15 protein-coding genes and 1 tRNA gene are annotated in these 18,457 nt (G+C 68.7%); 11 read left to right on the top strand and 5 right to left on the bottom strand.

Annotated elements, in window-relative coordinates:
- Positions 1-144: 144 nt before the first annotated feature.
- Positions 145-999: a DUF4184 family protein gene (locus OC490_RS23670; RefSeq protein WP_262059985.1), complete on the top strand. Its 855-nt coding sequence runs from the start codon at positions 145-147 to the stop codon at positions 997-999.
- Here OC490_RS23670 and OC490_RS23665 read toward each other — a convergent pair.
- Positions 962-1,369, bottom strand: coding sequence for a hypothetical protein (locus OC490_RS23665; protein ID WP_262059984.1), 408 nt, complete (start codon positions 1,367-1,369; stop codon positions 962-964). The two genes, OC490_RS23670 and OC490_RS23665, sit on opposite strands and share 38 nt — an antisense overlap.
- 238 nt (positions 1,370-1,607) lie before the next feature.
- A complete protein-coding gene (gene polA, locus OC490_RS23660) occupies positions 1,608-4,334 on the bottom strand; it encodes a DNA polymerase I (protein ID WP_262059983.1) in 2,727 nt (908 codons plus the stop codon).
- Between the two features lie 407 nt (positions 4,335-4,741).
- Between polA and OC490_RS23655 the strand changes: the two genes are divergently transcribed.
- The 8 genes from OC490_RS23655 to OC490_RS23620 all read left to right on the top strand — a co-directional run bounded on the left by OC490_RS23655 (position 4,742) and on the right by OC490_RS23620 (position 14,274).
- A complete protein-coding gene (locus tag OC490_RS23655) occupies positions 4,742-7,021 on the top strand; it encodes an FdhF/YdeP family oxidoreductase (protein ID WP_262059982.1) in 2,280 nt (759 codons plus the stop codon).
- Between the two features lie 51 nt (positions 7,022-7,072).
- The gene (locus OC490_RS23650) at positions 7,073-7,561 is read left to right on the top strand and encodes a PaaI family thioesterase (protein WP_262059981.1); all 489 of its coding nucleotides are present in this window, start codon (positions 7,073-7,075) and stop codon (positions 7,559-7,561) included.
- 96 nt (positions 7,562-7,657) lie between these two features.
- A complete protein-coding gene (locus OC490_RS23645; protein ID WP_262059980.1) occupies positions 7,658-8,329 on the top strand; it encodes a hypothetical protein in 672 nt (223 codons plus the stop codon).
- A gap of 223 nt (positions 8,330-8,552) precedes the next feature.
- The gene (locus OC490_RS23640) at positions 8,553-9,770 is read left to right on the top strand and encodes a branched-chain amino acid ABC transporter substrate-binding protein (RefSeq protein WP_262060066.1); all 1,218 of its coding nucleotides are present in this window, start codon (positions 8,553-8,555) and stop codon (positions 9,768-9,770) included.
- Positions 9,771-9,903: 133 nt separating this feature from the next.
- Positions 9,904-10,833 (top strand): branched-chain amino acid ABC transporter permease, encoded by a 930-nt coding sequence (locus OC490_RS23635; protein ID WP_262059979.1) that lies wholly within the window; start codon positions 9,904-9,906, stop codon positions 10,831-10,833.
- 4 nt (positions 10,834-10,837) lie between these two features.
- Positions 10,838-12,715 (top strand): branched-chain amino acid ABC transporter permease, encoded by a 1,878-nt coding sequence (locus OC490_RS23630; RefSeq protein ID WP_262059978.1) that lies wholly within the window; start codon positions 10,838-10,840, stop codon positions 12,713-12,715.
- 6 nt (positions 12,716-12,721) lie between these two features.
- Entirely contained in the window at positions 12,722-13,561 is an 840-nt protein-coding gene (locus OC490_RS23625) for an ABC transporter ATP-binding protein (protein ID WP_262059977.1), read from the top strand.
- Positions 13,558-14,274: an ABC transporter ATP-binding protein gene (locus tag OC490_RS23620; protein WP_262059976.1), complete on the top strand. Its 717-nt coding sequence runs from the start codon at positions 13,558-13,560 to the stop codon at positions 14,272-14,274. The genes OC490_RS23625 and OC490_RS23620 overlap by 4 nt, the downstream gene beginning before the upstream one ends.
- 89 nt (positions 14,275-14,363) lie before the next feature.
- Here the strand turns inward: OC490_RS23620 and OC490_RS23615 are convergent, their stop codons facing one another.
- Complete coding sequence (locus tag OC490_RS23615; RefSeq protein WP_019062225.1) at positions 14,364-15,020, bottom strand: ANTAR domain-containing response regulator; 657 nt, start codon at positions 15,018-15,020, stop codon at positions 14,364-14,366.
- Between the two features lie 104 nt (positions 15,021-15,124).
- Here OC490_RS23615 and OC490_RS23610 point away from each other — a divergent pair.
- Together OC490_RS23610 and OC490_RS23605 are read left to right on the top strand one after the other, a co-directional pair.
- Positions 15,125-15,197, top strand: a tRNA-Leu gene (locus tag OC490_RS23610).
- Positions 15,198-15,301: 104 nt separating this feature from the next.
- Positions 15,302-16,048 carry a helix-turn-helix domain-containing protein gene (locus OC490_RS23605; protein ID WP_262059975.1) on the top strand — a complete coding sequence of 249 codons (747 nt, stop codon included), beginning with the start codon at positions 15,302-15,304 and terminating at the stop codon, positions 16,046-16,048.
- Positions 16,049-16,058: 10 nt separating this feature from the next.
- On the opposite strand, the gene pyk is transcribed toward OC490_RS23605, so the two are convergent.
- Together pyk and OC490_RS23595 are read right to left on the bottom strand one after the other, a co-directional pair.
- A complete protein-coding gene (gene pyk / locus OC490_RS23600) occupies positions 16,059-17,495 on the bottom strand; it encodes a pyruvate kinase (RefSeq protein ID WP_262059974.1) in 1,437 nt (478 codons plus the stop codon).
- A 146-nt stretch (positions 17,496-17,641) separates the two neighbouring features.
- Positions 17,642-18,361 carry an SIMPL domain-containing protein gene (locus OC490_RS23595; RefSeq protein WP_262059973.1) on the bottom strand — a complete coding sequence of 240 codons (720 nt, stop codon included), beginning with the start codon at positions 18,359-18,361 and terminating at the stop codon, positions 17,642-17,644.
- Positions 18,362-18,457: the final 96 nt, after the last annotated feature.

The following is an 18,457-nucleotide window of genomic DNA, read 5'->3' as shown; positions in this document are numbered from 1 at the left end:
GTACGCTTGTTCTGCACTTCCGTTCGACCCCGCTCCCCGGCGCAGCGCCCCGGGCGACCCTACGACAACTTGCTTTGCACGGGCACCCGTTGGTGACCCTTATTCACCACCTGGCCATATGCGATACCTCCACGGGGAGACCTGTTGCCGTTCACTTTGAGTCATGCCGCCGCCGTGCTGCCCGCCGTGCGCGGCGACGGCGGCGGGCGCGGCCGACTGGTACCGGCGGTGCTGGTGGCGGGTTCCTTCGCCCCCGACATGACCTACTACGCGGCGAGCGCGGTCCCCGGGGCGATGGAGTTCGGGAACGTCACGCACTCCTTCCCGGGCGTCTTCACGGTCGACGTCCTCATCACCTGGACGACGGTCGCCCTGTGGCTGCTGCTGCGTGAACCCCTGGTGGCCCTGCTGCCACGCGCCCGGCAGCCACGGACGGCGACTCTCCTGCGCTGCGGCACGCCACGCGCGCGTGCCACCCCGTCACTGGCCGCGTGGTGGTACGTCTCCGCGGTCCTCGGCGGCCTGACCCATGTCGTGTGGGACGCGTTCACGCACCACGACCGGTGGGGCGTACGGCTGTTCCCCGTCCTCGACCGCACACTGGGCGGCAGACCGCTGTTCTCGGCTCTCCAGTACGGCAGTTCGGCGGTCGGCGCGCTGCTGATCGCCGCGTTCGTGCTGCGTGCGCTACGACGGGTTCCGGCCACCGGGCCGGTGGGGGTGCCCGTGCTGTCGGTACGGGACCGCTGGGCGGCCGGTGCCGTCCTCGGTGGCTGCGCGCTGGTGGCGGCGGTGGAACGGGCCTCGCACTGGTGGGCGTACTGGGGCTCGACGGCAAGCCTCTGGGACCTGATCCCGACCCTGTGCTTCGGGGCGGGGGCCGGGCTGGTGCTGGGGGTGCTGCTGTACGCCTTGGGCGTCCGTGTGTGGCATCCGGCGGCCTCCGGGGCACCCGTCGAGGTCAGCGCTGAGCGGAGCCGTCCGGCGGGGTCGCGATGAACACCGTCATGGTGTGCACGGAGCGTGACCTCGGGAGCCGGGTGAGCACGAGGTCCAGGTAACTCCGGCCCAGCTCGGCCCACAGCCGCCACACGGGGGTGCCCGTGGGGGTGGTGGCCGGCCCCTGCGGGTGTCTGGCCTGTTCTCGCGGGTCCACGGCCATGTCGTCCCGGCACGTGAGGCGGCACCGGAGGCCTGCGGCCGTGTGCCGGACAGCCATGGCGAGGTCGGCGGGGATGCGGGCGGTGCTTGCGCCGGCGGCGAGGGCCGGGACCGGCGGGCGGGGCGTGACCGGTGCGGCAGCGGCGCCCGCTGCCTGCACCTGCGTCCCTGCCCGGCCCGACCGGCGATGGAGCATGCGTATACCCATGCCCGCATCCTTACGGTCCCCTGGGTCGGGGGGCGCCTCCGCGAGGGCCACGCGGGTGACGGGTCCTCCGGGGATTGGGCGGGGGTAGTGCGGGGAGTTTCCGTTGCCGGGGAGGGGCGAAAGTGGGTTCGGCACCGCCGGAATGCGCCACGGTTCGTACTCGCCGCTGCGGCGGAGAATCGGGGCAAGCCGAGTTGAAAAGCTCGCTCGGATCGACCCTCCGCCGCACCGCCGCAGGCTAGTGCGCTGCCGACTCCCAGTCCGGGCCCACTCCCACCGAGACGTCGAGCGGCGCCCGGAGATGTACCGCGCCCGCCATCTCGTGCCGGACCAGTTCTTCCGTGGCCGCTCGTTCGCCGGGAGCAATCTCCAGGACGATTTCGTCGTGGACCTGGAGGAGCATGCGGGACTTGAGGTCGGCCTCGCGCAGGGCGGTGTCCACCTTGAGCATGGCCATCTTGACGATGTCGGCCGCGGTGCCCTGGATCGGCGCGTTCAACGCCATCCGCTCGGCGGCCTCGCGGCGTTGGCGGTTGTCGCTGTTGAGGTCGGGGAGGTAGCGGCGGCGCCCGAAGAGCGTCGCCGTGTAGCCGGTGGCCCGTGCCTCGTCGACCGCGCGGCGCAGATAGTCCCGTACGCCGCCGAAGCGCTCGAAGTAGGTGTCCATCAGGACCCGTGCCTCGCCCGCGTCGATGTTCAGCTGCTGGGAGAGGCCGAACGCGGACAGGCCGTAGGCGAGGCCGTAGGACATCGCCTTGATCTTGCGGCGCATCTCCGCGTCCACCGCGGGGCCCTCGACGGAGAACACCTGGGAGGCGACCGTGGTGTGCAGGTCCTCGCCCGAGGTGAACGCCTCCAACAGGCCCTCGTCCTCGGAGAGATGGGCCATCACGCGCAGCTCGATCTGGCTGTAGTCCGCGGTCATGAGCGATTCGAAGCCTTCGCCCACCACGAAGCCACGGCGGATCGCCCTGCCCTCGTCCGTGCGGACCGGGATGTTCTGCAGGTTCGGGTCCGTCGAGGAGAGGCGGCCGGTCGCGGCGACCGTCTGGTTGAACGTGGTGTGGATACGGCCGTCCGTCGCGATCGTCTTGATCAGGCCCTCGACGGTCACGCGCAGCTTCGCCTGTTCGCGGTGGCGGAGCATGACGACCGGCAGTTCGTTCTCGGTCTGGTTGGCGAGCCAGGCCAGGGCGTCCGCGTCGGTCGTGTAGCCCGTCTTGGTCTTCTTGGTCTTGGGCAGGCCGAGTTCACCGAAGAGGACTTCCTGGAGCTGCTTGGGCGAGCCGAGGTTGAACTCGTGTCCGGCCGCCGCGTGCGCCTCCTTCACCGCCTGCTGGACGGCGCCGGCGAACATCTGCTCCATGGCTTCGAGGTGGGTCTTGTCGGCCGCGATGCCGTACCGCTCCAGACGGGCGAGCAGGATCGAGGTGGGCAGTTCCATGTCCCGGAGGAGGTCTGCCGCGCCGACCTCCTGGAGGCGCTCCCCGAAGGCGTCTCCCAGGTCGAGGATCGCGCGGGCCTGCACCATCAGGGCGTCCGCCTCGGCACCGTCGTCCGCGCCGAAGGCCAACTGCCCGTCGGCCGTGGCGGCGGGGGCCAGCTCGCGGCCGAGGTACTCCAGGGACAGCGCGTCCAGGTCGAAGGAGCGACGGCCGGGCTTGACCAGGTACGCGGCGAGCGCGGTGTCCATGGAGATGCCGTTGATCGTCCAGCCGTGCTCGGCGAAGACCCGCATCGCGCCCTTGGCGTTGTGGAACACCTTGGGCCGGTCGGCGTCGGCCAGCCAGGCCGCGAACGCGTTCTCGTCGCTCTCGTCCAGCTCGGCGGGGTCGAACCAGGCGGCCGGTCCCCCGGCGGTGGCGAGCGCGACCTCGGTCACCGAACCCGAGCCGAGCGTCCAGGTGTCGACGGTGGCGACGCCGAGGGGCTCGGTGCCGTAGTCGGCCAGCCAGCCGGGCAGTTCACCGGTGCCGAGGACCGAGCCGTCGACCGCCACTCCGCTCTCCGCAGGCGGGGTCGGGTCGGCCTCCTCGCTGCCCGGGTCGACGGCCAGCAGCCGTTCGCGCAGCGAGGGGTTGCGGATCTCCAGGGTGTCGAGAACCATCGCGACGGCCGTGCGGTCGTACGGAGCGCGCTCCAGGTCGATCACCGTCTTGGGCAGCTCGACGTCCTTGACCATCTCGGTCAGGCGGCGGTTGAGCTTGACCGCGTCCAGGTGGTCGCGGAGGTTCTGCCCGGCCTTCCCCTTGACCTCGTCGACGCGGTCGACCAACTCCGTGAACGAACCGAACTGGTTGATCCACTTCGCGGCGGTCTTCTCGCCGACGCCGGGGATGCCCGGGAGGTTGTCGGACGGGTCGCCGCGCAGCGCCGCGAAGTCCGGGTACTGGGCGGGCGTCAACCCGTACTTCTCGACGACCTTCTCCGGAGTGAACCGGGTCAGCTCGGAGACACCCTTCGTCGGGTAGAGCACCGTGGTGTGATCGGACACCAGTTGGAAGGAGTCGCGGTCGCCGGTGACGATCAGCACGTCGAAACCCTCGGCCTCGGCCTGGGTGGCGAGCGTGGCGATGACGTCGTCGGCCTCGAAGCCGTCGACCGCGAACCGGGACACGTGCATCGCGTCGAGCAGCTCGCCGATCAGCTCGACCTGGCCCTTGAACTCGTCCGGGGTCTTGGAGCGGTTCGCCTTGTACTCGGTGAACTCCTCGGAGCGCCAGGTCTTGCGGGACACGTCGAAGGCCACCGCGAAGTGCGTGGGTGCCTCGTCGCGCAAGGTGTTGGCCAGCATCGACGCGAAGCCGTAGATCGCGTTCGTCGGCTGGCCCGTCGCGGTCGTGAAGTTCTCCGCGGGCAGCGCGAAGAACGCGCGGTAGGCCAGCGAGTGCCCGTCCATCAGCATCAGCCGTGGACGGTCTCCGCCGGAGGTCTTGTCGGTCTTCTTCGATGCTGTCTCTGCCACGACCCCGATCCTGCCACGCCCCACTGACAGTCGGGGTCACGGTCGCCGCGACGGACGGCGTGGCCGGGATGAACGGGGGTCGCGGGAGAGGTGGCCGGAGTCCCCGCCGCGATGGCGGGAGCCGCCCCCGCGACGGCGGGAGCGGCCGACTCGGCGCGACCCGCAGAACCGCTTCCCGCAACCGCGCGGTGGACCACGCTCGCGCGAGAGGCCGCCGTCGCTGCGGCGGACGCGGTCGAACGCGCCCCGGCCCGCCGCGGCGAGGAGCCGGACAAGCCCACCCCGCCCCCCCTACACCTCACGCACAGGCCGAAACCATTGAGCCCACGAACCGACCTCGGCGTTGTCGGTACCGCGTGCGAGGATCGGAGATGTAGTGCACACGTGCCAGTGAAGGAGGGCCCGCGATGGCCACGAAGCCGCCCCAGGGCGATCCGGTCCAGGACGCGCCGCAGGTCACCGAGCCGAAACATGCCGCGGCCGGCCTCTCGGCGATCGGGCACACGCTGCGCATCGCCCAGCAGCAGATGGGTGTGAAGCGCACCGCGCTGACGCTGCTGCGGGTCAACCAGAAGAACGGCTTCGACTGCCCGGGCTGCGCCTGGCCGGAGCCGGACCACCGGCACGCGGCGGAGTTCTGCGAGAACGGCGCGAAGGCGGTCGCCGAGGAGGCCACCCTGCGCCGGGTGACCCCCGAGTTCTTCGCCGCCCATCCGGTGGCCGATCTCGCGACCCGCAGCGGCTACTGGCTGGGCCAGCAGGGCCGTCTCACCCACCCCATGTATCTCCCCGAAGGGGCCGAGCGCTACGAACCGGTCACCTGGGAGCGGGCGTTCGACATCGTCGCCGAGGAGATCGCCGCCCTCGGCTCGCCCGACGAGGCCCTGTTCTACACCTCGGGCCGCACCAGCAACGAGGCCGCGTTCCTGTACCAGTTGTTCGCGCGGGAGCTCGGCACCAACAACCTGCCGGACTGCTCGAACATGTGCCACGAGTCGTCGGGTTCCGCGCTGAACGAGACGATCGGCATCGGCAAGGGCAGTGTCCTGCTGGAGGACCTCTACCAGGCCGACCTGATCGTCGTCGCCGGCCAGAACCCGGGCACCAACCACCCGCGCATGCTCTCCGCCCTGGAGAAGGCCAAGGCCAACGGCGCGAAGATCATCAGCGTCAACCCGCTGCCCGAGGCGGGCCTGGAGAAGTTCAAGAACCCGCAGACCCCGCAGGGCATGCTCAAGGGCGCCGCCCTCACCGACCTGTTCCTGCAGATCCGCATCGGCGGCGACCAGGCCCTCTTCCGCCTCCTGAACAAGCTCGTCCTGGAGACGGAGGGCGCCGTCGACCAGGCCTTCGTCGACGAACACACGCACGGCTACGCGGAGTTCGCCGCCGCCGCGCGGGACGCCGACTGGGACGAGACGCTGCTCGCGACCGGGCTGACCCGCCCGGAGATCGAGAAGGCCCTGGAGATGGTCCTCGCCTCCGAACGCACCATCGTGTGCTGGGCGATGGGCCTCACCCAGCACAAGCACGCCGTGCCGACCATCCGCGAGGTCGTCAACTTCCTTCTGCTGCGCGGCAACATCGGCCGCCCGGGCGCGGGCGTGTGCCCGGTGCGGGGCCACAGCAACGTGCAGGGCGACCGCACCATGGGCATCTTCGAGCGCCCCGCACCAGCCTTCCTGGACGCCCTGGAGAAGGAGTTCGGCTTCGCCCCGCCGCGCGAGCACGGCTACGACGTGGTCGCCGCGATCCGCGCCCTGCGCGACGGCGACGCGAAGGTGTTCTTCGCGATGGGCGGCAACTTCGTGTCCGCCTCCCCCGACACCGAGGTCACCGAGGCGGCCATGCGGCGCGCCAGCCTCACCGTGCACGTCTCGACGAAGCTGAACCGCTCGCACGCCGTCACGGGCGCGCGTGCCCTCATCCTGCCCACCCTGGGCCGGACCGAGCGCGATCTCCAGGGCGGCGGCGAGCAGTTCGTGACCGTCGAGGACTCGATGGGCATGGTGCACGCCTCGCGCGGCCGGCTGGAGCCCGCGAGCGCCCATCTGTTGTCCGAGCCGGCCATCGTGTGCCGCCTCGCCCGCCGCGTCCTCGGTGCCGAGTCCCGCACGCCCTGGGAGGAGTTCGAGAAGGACTACGCGACGATCCGCGACCGCATCGCGCGCGTGATCCCCGGATTCCAGGACTTCAACAAGCGGGTCTCGCACCCCGGCGGCTTCGCCCTCCCGCACGCCCCGCGCGACGAACGCCGTTTCCCGACGGCCACCGGAAAGGCCAACTTCACCGCCGCGCCCGTCGAATACCCCGAACTGCCCGAAGGGCGCCTGCTGTTGCAGACGCTGCGCTCCCACGACCAGTACAACACCACGATCTACGGCCTCGACGACCGCTACCGGGGCATCAAGAACGGCCGCCGGGTGGTGCTCGTCCACCCCGAGGACGCGCACAGACTCGGCGTCGCGGACGGGTCGTACGTCGATCTGGTCGGCGAGTGGAAGGACGGCGTGGAGCGGCGGGCGCCCGGCTTCCGGGTGGTGCACTACCCGACCGCGCGGGGCTGCGCCGCCGCCTACTACCCCGAGACCAACGTCCTCGTCCCCCTCGACGCCACCGCCGACACCAGCAACACCCCGGCCAGCAAGTCCGTCGTCGTACGTCTGGAACAATCAGCGACCGACTGAGCGTTTGCTCAGCAGCCGCAACAGCGATCACGACGAACGGAGTCGGGCCCCATGGGCGAGCAGCAGCAGGTGCAGTTCCCGCAAGAGGTCGTCGACGAGTACGCCGCGCTCGGCGTCGATCTGCCCGCGCTCTTCTCCGCCGGATACCTGGGCTCGCGCATGGGCCTGGAGATCCAGGAGGCGTCCGCCGAGCGCGTCGTCGGGACGCTGCCGGTCGAAGGGAACACCCAGCCGTACGGGCTGCTGCACGGCGGCGCCTCCGCCGTGCTCGCCGAAACCCTCGGCTCCATCGGATCGATGCTGCACGGCGGCAGCACGAAGATCGCCGTCGGCGTCGACCTGAACTGCACCCACCACCGCGGCGCCCGCTCCGGCCTGGTCACCGGCGTGGCCACACCCCTGCACCGGGGCCGCTCGACGGCGACGTACGAGATCGTGATCAGTGACGAGGAGGGGCGACGGGTGTGCAGCGCGCGGCTGACCTGTCTGCTGCGGGACGTGAACCCGGGGGACGGGATCCCCGCGCGCGCCGCGATCTGACCCCGCCGGTCCATCGGCCCATCGGGGGCGGTGGACCGGACTCCGTCTTCCGCACCCCCGTCCACTCCCCTACCGTTTCCCCATGAGGCTGCCGGCATGAGCGGTATCGGGCCCGTCGAATCCGTCGACTCGCCGGAGGCGAACGGGAGTTACGAAGTCATCGGCGGCGACCCGCCCCATCTGACGGACCGTTGGCACACCCTGTCGCCGCGCGCCCGCAGAGCCGCGCTCGCGGCGGGCGCGGTCGCCGTCACGAGCGTCGGAGCCGTCCTCCTGGCGCCCGCCCACACCATCCGGCAGAGCGACCCGCAGCCACCCACGCCCTGGCCCGCGAACATCACCGAGTGGCGCTACGTCGGACTCGCCCAGACCACCGACTCCCCCACCACGACCGGTTTCTTCCGCTTCGCGGTCACCGTGGACAGCGGACCCGCCGTCACCCTGCGGGTCACCGGCGCCGCCTTCGACGGACTCATCGCCCAGGCCGTCCCGGAACCGTCCTTCACCGTGCACACCGGAGCGACCCGCCGCGTCACCGTGGAGATATCCGTTTCCGACTGTTCGGGACTGCCCCTGAATGCGGACCTCGCCTTTCTGGACGTAACGCTGCGTAACACGCGCGCAATACAACGCCATAGTTTCATCTTCGGCGCCTCGTACTCCAAGGACCTTTCCCAGCTCCTCCACAGGGCCTGCGGCACGACAAACGCCAGGCCAGGCCCACGGCCAAGCGGAAGTGCAGGTTCTCAAAATGTGGACCGTGGCTGAATTCCGCCAAACCGGCTGAGACCCACCCTCCGCGAAGCCCGCCAACCGGCACGTCATAACAAGAAAGTCACAAGCCAGCGCACGACGATGCCCATGCCTACAGACCGGGCTTAGAGTCACGGCCAGTCACCGCTCCATCGGGAGTTCGGTACCAGCGCAGCACCCTCCGCCCCTACCCGGGCGACTGTGCCTGCGGAAAGGACAGATTGTGCGACAGCGTTCTCTGGTGATTCTTACCTCCGTACTCACCACCGGAGCTCTGACCCTCACCGCCTGCGGCTCCCGGGACAGCGGCAGCAAGAGTGACAGTGGGTCCACCACCCTGACCATCGGCGTCGACGCTCCCCTGTCCGGTGAGAACTCCACCACCGGCCTCGGTATCCAGTACGGCGTCCAGATCGCCGTCGACGACGCCAACAAGAACAACTGGGTCCCCGGCGTCAAGTTCAAGATCAAGGCCCTGGACGACAAGGCGCAGCCCGCCACCGGCCAGTCCAACGCCACCGCCTTCACCGGCCAGAGCGACGTCGTCGGCGCCGTCGGCCCGCTGAACTCCGGCGTCGCCCAGTCGATGCAGCAGGTGTTCGCCTCGGCCAACATGGTCGAGATCTCCCCCTCGAACACCAACCCCGCCCTGACCCAGGGCAAGGACTGGGCGACCACCAAGACGCGGCCGTACAAGACGTACTTCCGCACCGCCACCACCGACGCCCTCCAGGGTGCCTTCGCCGCCGACTACGCGTACAACGGCCTCAAGAAGAAGAAGGCCTTCGTCGTCGACGACAAGCAGACCTACGGCGCCGGCCTGGCCGGGATCTTCAACGGCGCCTTCAAGAAGCTCGGTGGCACCATCGCCGGAACCGACCACGTCAACACCGGCGACACCGACTTCAGCTCCCTCGTCACCAAGATCAAGAACTCCGGCGCCGACCTGCTCTACTACGGCGGCCAGTACGACGAGTCGGAGAAGATCACCAAGCAGCTCAAGGGCGCCGGCGTCAAGATCCCGCTGTTCGGCGGTGACGGCATGTTCGCCACCACCTACATCCAGACCGCCGGCAAGGCGGCCGAGGGCGACCTCGCCACCTCCGTCGGTGTCCCCGCCGACACCCTGCCCGCCGCCAAGGCCTTCATCGCCACCTACAAGGCCAAGGGCTACAAGGGTGACTACGGCGCCTACGGTGCCTACGCCTACGACGCCGCCACCGCCATCATCAAGGCAGTGAAGGCCGTCAAGGACGCCAACGGCGACAAGCTGCCCGACAGCAAGGACCTCCGCTCCAAGGTCGTCGACGCCGTCCAGAAGTCCGACTTCGAAGGCATCTCCGGCAAGGTCGCCTTCGACGAGTACGGCGACACCACGAACAAGCAGCTCACCGTCTACCAGGTCACCAACGGCGCCTGGAAGGCCGTGAAGACCGGCACCTTCAACGGCAGCTGACCTCAGCTCCAGCACCACCGCACCACGGGCCGCGCGGAAGGAGGATCCCGACCGCGCGGCCCGTTGTCACACCCCCCCACCCCCAGGCACGCGATCTGTGCACACGACCACCAGCGACAATGGAGGCCACGCGGTGAACACCCTGCCGCAGCAGCTGGCCAACGGGCTGCTCCTAGGCTCGATGTACGGGCTGATCGCCATCGGCTACACGATGGTGTACGGCATCGTCCAGCTCATCAACTTCGCGCACGGCGAAATCTTCATGACCGGGGCCTTCGGCGCCCTCACGGTCTACGCGTACATCCTGCCCGACGGCACCGCGATGGTGGTCGCCGTACCGCTCATGCTGATCGGCGGCGGAATCGTCTCCGTCCTCGTCGCGGTAGGGGCCGAACGATTCGCCTACCGCCCCCTGCGGCAAGCACCACGGCTGGCGCCCCTGATCACCGCCATCGGCCTCTCCCTGACACTCCAGGAACTCGTCCGGAACTTCTATCCCGGCGCCGACAAGGACCGCTCCTTCCCGAGCCTCGACGGCACCCACGACCTGGGCTCCGTCACCATCACCGACGCCGACATCTTCCTCGTGCTGGCTGCCATCGTCTGCATGTCGGGCCTCGCCTGGTTCGTCCGCAAGAGCCGCACCGGCCGCGCCATGCAGGCCACCGCCCAGGACCCGGACACCGCCCAGCTCATGGGCATCGACACCAACCGCATCATCGTCATCGCGTTCGCCATCGGCGGCTTCTTCGCCGCCGTAGCAGCCGTCTCCTACGGCCTCAAGTACGGCAACATCGGCTACCGCATGGGCTTCCTGATGGGCCTCAAGGCCTTCACCGCGGCCGTCATGGGCGGCATCGGCAACATCTACGGCGCCATGCTCGGCGGAATCGTCCTCGGCGTCGCCGAAACCCTCGCCTCCGCCTACATCAACCACATCCCCGGCATGCAGCAGCTCGGCGGATCCGGCTGGGCCAACGTCTGGGCCTTCTGTCTCCTCATCCTCGTACTGCTGTTCAGGCCACAGGGCCTGCTCGGCGAACGCGTCGCGGACAGGGCGTGATCACATGACCGAGACGACCAAGACTCCGGCCACCCCGCCCTCCGACGCCCCCGCCACCGCGCACCAGGGCCTCATCCCACTGCCGGCCGCGGCGGCCCGCGCCCTCACCCTCGGCGGCGGCATCGCCACCGTCGTCTCCGCGTTCCTCGCCTGGACGTGGACCTCCGACTTCCCCGGCGACCTCACGGTCTACGGCTACCCCGGTGGCCTCCAGTGGCTCACCGTCGTGGGCGGCATCCTCGTAGCCCTCTTCGCCCTCGCCGGATACGGCATCCGCGGCCTCGGCTGGCTCACCCCCGCCGGCGCCACCGGACCCACCCTCCTCGCCGCACTCGGCGTCTTCGCCACCACCTGGTACACGGTCATCGCGATCGCCGTGAAACTCGGCGGAGTCGTCAACCTCGAACCCGGCGCGTACATCGCGGCCGTCGCCTCCCTCGCCACGGTCATCGGCGCCTTCGCCCTGCCCGCCGGCGAAGACTCGACCCGCAAGGCGAAGAAAGCCTCCAGCGACTACCTCGCCGCCCACGGCCGCTCCCGGTGGCGACTCGTCCTCGCCGGCGTCAGGTTCCTCAACGCCTACATCGGCAAGCCCGACTCCATCCCCGCCGCCGCGCCCACCGCCCCCTGGGTCCAGCGACTGATCATCACGATCGTCGCCGCCCTCGGCCTCACCGTCTTCGCCTATGGCATCGACGCCGAGGACCAACTCTTCGTCGGCTTCCTCATCGTCGTCGTCTTCACCTCCTGGGCCCTGCACAGCGCCGGCCTCTTCGACCGGTTCAGCCACCTCACCGCCACCAACCGCAGCTTCGCCCTCGCCATGGGCTTCGTCGCCGCGATCGGCTTCCCCTTCACCCAGACCAACGACCACTACGCCAACCTCGGCGTCAACATCCTCATCTTCGGCACCGTCGCCCTCGGCCTCAACATCGTCGTCGGCCTCGCCGGACTCCTCGACCTCGGCTACGTCGCCTTCCTCGGCGTCGGCGCCTACACCGCCGCCCTGGTCTCCGGCTCCGAGTTCTCCAAGTTCTCGAACATCCAGTTCCCCTTCTGGGCCGCCGCCCTCACCGGCGCCGCCGCCAGCCTGATCTTCGGCGTCCTCATCGGCGCCCCCACCCTGCGGTTGCGCGGCGACTACCTCGCCATCGTCACCCTCGGCTTCGGAGAGATCTTCCGCATCGCCGTCAACAACATGGACGGCGTCTCCGGCCCCGACATCACCAACGGCCCCAACGGCATCCCGGCCATCCCCGACCTGTCGTTCTTCGGCTTCAACTTCGGGGACACCCACGACATCGCCGGATTCACCATCGGCCGGTTCGCCAACTACTACCTGCTGATGGTCCTGATCATGGCCCTCGTGATCACGATCTACCGCCGCGCCTCCGACTCCCGCATCGGCCGCTCCTGGATCGCCATCCGCGAGGACGAGACCGCCGCCACCGCCATGGGCATCAACGGCTTCCGCGTCAAACTCATCGCCTTCGCCCTCGGCGCCACCCTCGCCGGCCTCGCCGGCACCGTCAGCGCCCACGTCACCTACAGCGTCGTGCCCACCCCGTACCAGTTCGCCGGAGCGGCCCCGCCCAACTCCGCGTTCCTCCTCGCCGCCGTCGTCCTCGGCGGCATGGGCACCGTCTCCGGACCCTTCCTCGGCGCCGCCCTGCTCTACCTGCTCCCGGAGAAGCTCGTCGCCCTCCAGGACAAGTCACTCCTCGCCTTCGGCATCGCGCTCATCCTCCTGATGCGCTTCCGCCCCGAAGGAATCATCCCCAACCGCCGACGCCAGCTCGAATTCCACGAGACCGGCCAGCTCGACGTACCGGACACCACGACCCTGACCGACGAACCGGCCATCACCAAGGCAGGGGCGTAGAGAGCCATGACGACACCAGTACTCGAAGCCCGTGACGTCACCATGCGCTTCGGCGGCCTCACCGCCGTCCGCTCCGTCGACTTCACCGTCAACGCCGGCGAGATCGTAGGCCTCATCGGCCCCAACGGCGCCGGCAAGACCACCTTCTTCAACTGCCTCACCGGCCTCTACGTCCCCACCGAGGGCACGGTCTCCTACCAGGGCACGGTGCTTCCCCCGAAGCCCCACCTGGTCACCAAGGCCGGCATCGCCCGCACCTTCCAGAACATCCGCCTGTTCGCCAACATGACGGTCCTGGAAAACGTCCTCGTCGGCCGCCACACCCGCACCAAGGAAGGCCTCTGGTCCGCCCTCCTGCGCGGCCCCGGCTTCAAGAAGGCCGAAAAGGCCAGCGAAGAACGCGCCATGGAACTCCTGGAGTTCATCGGCCTCGCCCACAAGCGCGACCACCTGGCACGCAACCTCCCCTACGGCGAACAGCGCAAGCTGGAGATCGCCCGCGCTCTCGCGTCCGAGCCGGGCCTGCTCCTCCTGGACGAGCCGACGGCCGGCATGAACCCCCAAGAGACGCGCGCCACCGAAGAGTTGGTCTTCGCGATCCGCGACAAGGGCATCGCCGTCCTCGTCATCGAGCACGACATGCGCTTCATCTTCAACCTCTGCGACCGCGTCGCCGTCCTCGTCCAGGGCGAAAAACTCGTCGAAGGCACCTCCGACGTCGTCCAGGCCGACGAACGCGTCGTCGCCGCCTACCTCGGCGAACCGTTCGAAGGCACACCCGAGGACACCACCCCGCCCGCGACGGAACCGGAGAGCACCACCAGCACCAAGGGAGAAGCCCAGTGACCGCACTACTGGAGGTCGAGGACCTCAGGGTCTCCTACGGCAAGATCGAAGCCGTCAAGGGCATCTCCTTCAGCGTCGAGGCCGGCCAGGTCGTCACCCTCATCGGCACCAACGGCGCCGGCAAGACCACGACCCTGCGCACCCTCTCGGGCCTGCTCCAGCCCTCCGGCGGCAAGATCACCTTCGACGGCAAGCCGCTCAACAGCGTCCCCGCCCACAAGATCGTCGCCCTCGGCCTGGCCCACTCCCCCGAAGGCCGGCACATCTTCCCCCGCCTCACCATCGCGGAGAACCTCCAGCTCGGCGCCTTCCTCCGCAAGGACAACGCAGGCATCGAGAAGGACATCCAGCGCGCCTACGACCTCTTCCCGATCCTCGGCGAACGTCAGAAGCAGGCCGCGGGAACCCTCTCCGGCGGCGAGCAGCAGATGCTGGCCATGGGCCGCGCGCTCATGTCCCAGCCGAAACTGCTCATGCTGGACGAGCCGTCCATGGGCCTCTCCCCGATCATGATGCAGAAGATCATGGCGACGATCGTGGAGCTCAAGGCGTCCGGCACGACGATCCTCCTGGTCGAACAGAACGCCCAGGCAGCCTTGTCGCTCGCCGACCAGGGCCACGTCATGGAGGTCGGCAACATCGTCCTCTCCGGCACGGGCGAGGACCTGCTGCACGACGAGTCGGTACGGAAGGCGTACCTCGGCGAGGACTGAGTCCCCGTCTTCCGGTCGGTCCGCTACGACGAGGCCCGCGCCCCCGGCTTCGGGGGCGGCGGGCCTCGTCGTACGTACCGTCGCGGGTGTCAGCCCTTCGAGGACTTCTTCTCGTCCGCGTCCTGGATGACCGCCTCGGCGACCTGCTGCATCGACATCCGGCGGTCCATCGACGTCTTCTGGATCCACCGGAACGCGGCCGGCTCGGACAGTCCGTACTCGGTCTGCAGGATCGACTTCGCACGGTCGACCAGCTTGCGGGTCTCCAGCCGCAGCGTGAGGTCGGCGACCTCCTGCTCCAGCTGCTTCAGCTCGGTGAAACGCGATACGGCCATCTCGATCGCGGGCACGACATCGCTCTTGCTGAACGGCTTCACCAGGTACGCCATCGCACCGGCGTCCCGGGCCCGCTCGACGAGGTCGCGCTGCGAGAAGGCGGTGAGCATCAGCACCGGCGCGATGCCCTCCTCGGCGATCTTCTCGGCCGCGGAGATACCGTCCAGCTTGGGCATCTTCACGTCGAGGATCACGAGGTCGGGCTTGTGCTCACGGGCCAGCTCGACGGCCTGCTCACCGTCACCGGCCTCACCGACGACGGTGTACCCCTCTTCTTCGAGCATCTCTTTGAGATCGAGCCGAATCAGGGCCTCGTCCTCGGCGATGACGACACGGGTCGTCAGCGGAGGCACGTGCGACTTGTCGTCGTCGGGCGCGTCTACGGGCTGGGGCGACTCGGGGGCGGTCACGGGGGCTCCTCGTTCAGGGCACGGGGGTAGTGCTGAGCAAGAGCCTACCTAGCTGCGATAAGGTAGGGGCACAGCGGGAGACTGCTGACCTTCGTTTCAAAGGGGCCCCGGTAGCCCAGCGGTAGAGGCAATGGATTCAAAACCCATCAAGCGTCGGTTCGAATCCGACTCGGGGTACTTTTCCTTCAAATCGAAGGCTGACATTTAAGCGGAGGTTCACGTTCGCGTGAACCTCCGCTTTCTGCTGCGTGTCATCGCGATCACTCTCACAGAGTATGCACATGTACGACATCAGCACACGCAAGCGAGCCCTCGCGCTGCTCGAACAGGGGCGCAGCCTCAACTCCGTGAGTCGCGAGACCGGTATCTCACGCGCCGCGATCCGCTCCTGGCGGGACCGCCTCGAACCCCTGCCCGGCATCACGGCTCCGGCACCCGGGCCACCTGCCGACAATCACGCCTACGCCTATCTCCTGGGCCTGTACCTCGGCGACGGCTGCATCAGCCCCCACCCTCGTGGCACCGGCCACTACCTTAGGATCGCGTGCGCCGACGCATGGCCAGGGCTCCTGCAACTGTGCCGCGAGGCCATCACGAAGGTGCGCCCGGGCATCGGCGTCCACGCACTCCAGAAGGAGGGCTACGCGATGGTCACCAGCTACTTCCGGCACTGGCCCGACCTGTTTCCCCAGCACGCCCCCGGCAAGAAGCACGAGCGCCGTATCGCCCTCGAACCCTGGCAGCAGGAAATCGTCGACGCTCACCCCTGGGAATTCATCCGGGGTCTCATCCACTCCGACGGCTGCCGTATCACCAACTGGACGACCCGCACAATCGCGGGTGCGTGCAAGCGCTACGAATACCCCCGGTACTTCTTCACCAACCTCTCGACGGATATCAGGCAGCTCTACACCGACACCCTCGACAAAGTCGGCGTCAGCTGGAAACAGGCGAACGCCCAGAACATCTCCGTCGCCCGCAAAGCCTCAGTAGCCCTCATGGACACGCATGTAGGCCCCAAACACTGACCCCCCGCCGCTACTTGGGACTGTCGTCCTCGCCGACATGGTGCACGCGGACGAGGTTAGTCGAGCCGGCCACTCCGGGCGGTGAACCCGCCGTGATGACGACGATGTCGCCCTTCTGGCAGCGGCCGTACTTGAGGAGGAGGTCGTCGACCTGGTCGACCATCGCGTCGGTGGAGTCGACATGGGGGCCGAGGATGGTCTCCACGCCCCAGGTGAGGGTGAGTTGGGCGCGGGTGGCCGGGTCGGGGGTGAAGGCCATCACGGGGATGGGGGACCTGTAGCGCGACAACCGCCGTACCGTGTCGCCGGATTGGGTGAAGGCCACCAGGTACTTCGCGCCGAGGAAGTCGCCCATCTCGGCGGCGGCCCGGGCCACCGCGCCGCCCTGGGTGCGGGGCTTGTTGCGTTCGGTCAGTGGGGGCAGGCCCTTGGCGAGGATGTCTTCCTCCGCCGCTTCGACGATGCGGGCCATGGTGGTGACGGTCGCGATGGGGTAGTTGCCGACGCTGGTCTCGCCGGAGAGCATCACCGCGTCCGTGCCGTCGATGACGGCGTTCGCCACATCGGAGGCTTCCGCCCTGGTGGGGCGGGAGTTCTCGATCATCGAGTCGAGCATCTGGGTGGCGACGATGACCGGCTTGGCGTTGCGCTTGGCCAGTTTGATCGCGCGCTTCTGGACGATCGGGACCTGTTCGAGGGGCATTTCGACGCCGAGGTCGCCGCGGGCGACCATGATGCCGTCGAAGGCGGCGACGATGTCGTCGATGGCCTCGACCGCCTGGGGCTTCTCCACCTTGGCGATGACGGGGAGGCGGTGGCCTTCCTCGTCCATGATGCGGTGGACGTCGTCGATGTCCTTGCCGCTGCGGACGAAGGAGAGGGCGATGACGTCGAAGCCGGAGCGCAGCGCCCAGCGGAGGTCGTCCTCGTCCTTGTCGGAGAGGGCGGGGACGGAGACGGAGACGCCGGGGAGGTTGAGGCCCTTGTGGTCGGAGACCATGCCGCCTTCGACGACCTTGGTGTGGACGCGGGGGCCGTCGACGGAGGTGACTTCGAGGCAGACCTTGCCGTCGTCGACGAGGACGCGTTCGCCGGGGGTGACGTCGGTGGCGAGGCCGGCGTAGGTGGTGCCGCAGGACTGGCGGTCGCCTTTGGCGCCTGCTTCGACGGTGATGGTGAAGGTGTCTCCGCGTTCAAGGAGTACGGGGCCTTCGGTGAATCGGCCGAGTCGGATCTTCGGGCCTTGAAGGTCGGCGAGCATTCCGATGCTGCGGCCGGTCTCTTCGGAGGCCTTTCGGACGCGCTGGAAGCGCTCCTCGTGTTCGGCGTGGGTGCCGTGGCTGAGGTTGAAGCGGGCTACGTCCATTCCGGCTTCGACCAGGGCTTTGATCTGGTCGTACGAGTCGGTGGCGGGGCCCAATGTACAGACGATTTTTGCTCGGCGCATGGTTTGAGCGTAGGCCTTACCGGTGGGTAGGGAATTGGCCGTGCATGACTACTCAACAACCTTTGGGTGAAGGGTTATTGACAAGGCTTGAATGTGCGGTGGGGTGCTCCAATGAGCGTTTCGAATCGGTGAATTGGGATCTCCGGTTACAGGCTCGGGGGTGCCATGGTGAAGCGGGCGTTGACCTGGGCGTAGACGTGTTGCCGTTGGGGTTCGAGGTCGAGGGGTGCGGCGGTGGTGTCCTCGGCGGCTGCGCCGGCGAGGGACATGGAGCGCATACGGCGCTGGGGTGCCGCGTAGGTTTCGGCGTTCTCGGCGCCGATGTCGGCGAGTTCCACGAGGGCGGCGAGGGTGGTGCCGAGTGCTTCGGCGTATTCGCGGGCGCGTTGGACGGCTTCGCGTACGGCTTGCTGGCGGGCCTGGCGGTGGACGGGTGAGTCGGGTCGGAGGGCCCACCAGGGGCCGTCGACGCGGGTGAGTTCGAGGTCGGCGAGGCGGGTGGTGAGTTCGCCGAGGGTGGTGAAGTCGGTGAGTTCGGCGGTGATGTGGACTCTGCCGTGGTAGCGGTGGACGCGTTCGCCTCGGCCGTGTTTGGTGAGTTCGGGGGTGATGGAGAAGCCGCCGGTTTCGAGGCGTTCGACGGCTTCGCCGTAGCTTTTGACGAGGTCGAGGACGGTGGCGTTGCGGCGGGTGAGGTCGTCGAGGGCGGTGCGGCGGTCGGTGCCGCGGGCGGCGACGGTGATGCCGATGCGGGCGATCTCGGGGTCGACTTCGAGGCGGGCTTCGCCGCGGACGGCGATGCGGGGGGCGTCGGGGGTGCCGTAGGGGACGGCGGGTTGGGGGTCGTCCTGGGTGGGGGTGGTCATACGTCCCACTCTGTCAGTTGTGGCGTCTTCTGGTCATCAGATCGAAACCTGCGGAGCCTGTCGCTTCCGGTAAGAAGCGAGTAAGAATCTACGCGC

It is taken from the genome of Streptomyces sp. STR69 (assembly GCF_024519455.1).
Lineage (GTDB): Bacteria > Actinomycetota > Actinomycetes > Streptomycetales > Streptomycetaceae > Streptomyces.
The sequence above is the reverse complement of the archived record's forward strand: the minus strand, read 5'-3'. Positions and strand labels throughout refer to the sequence as shown.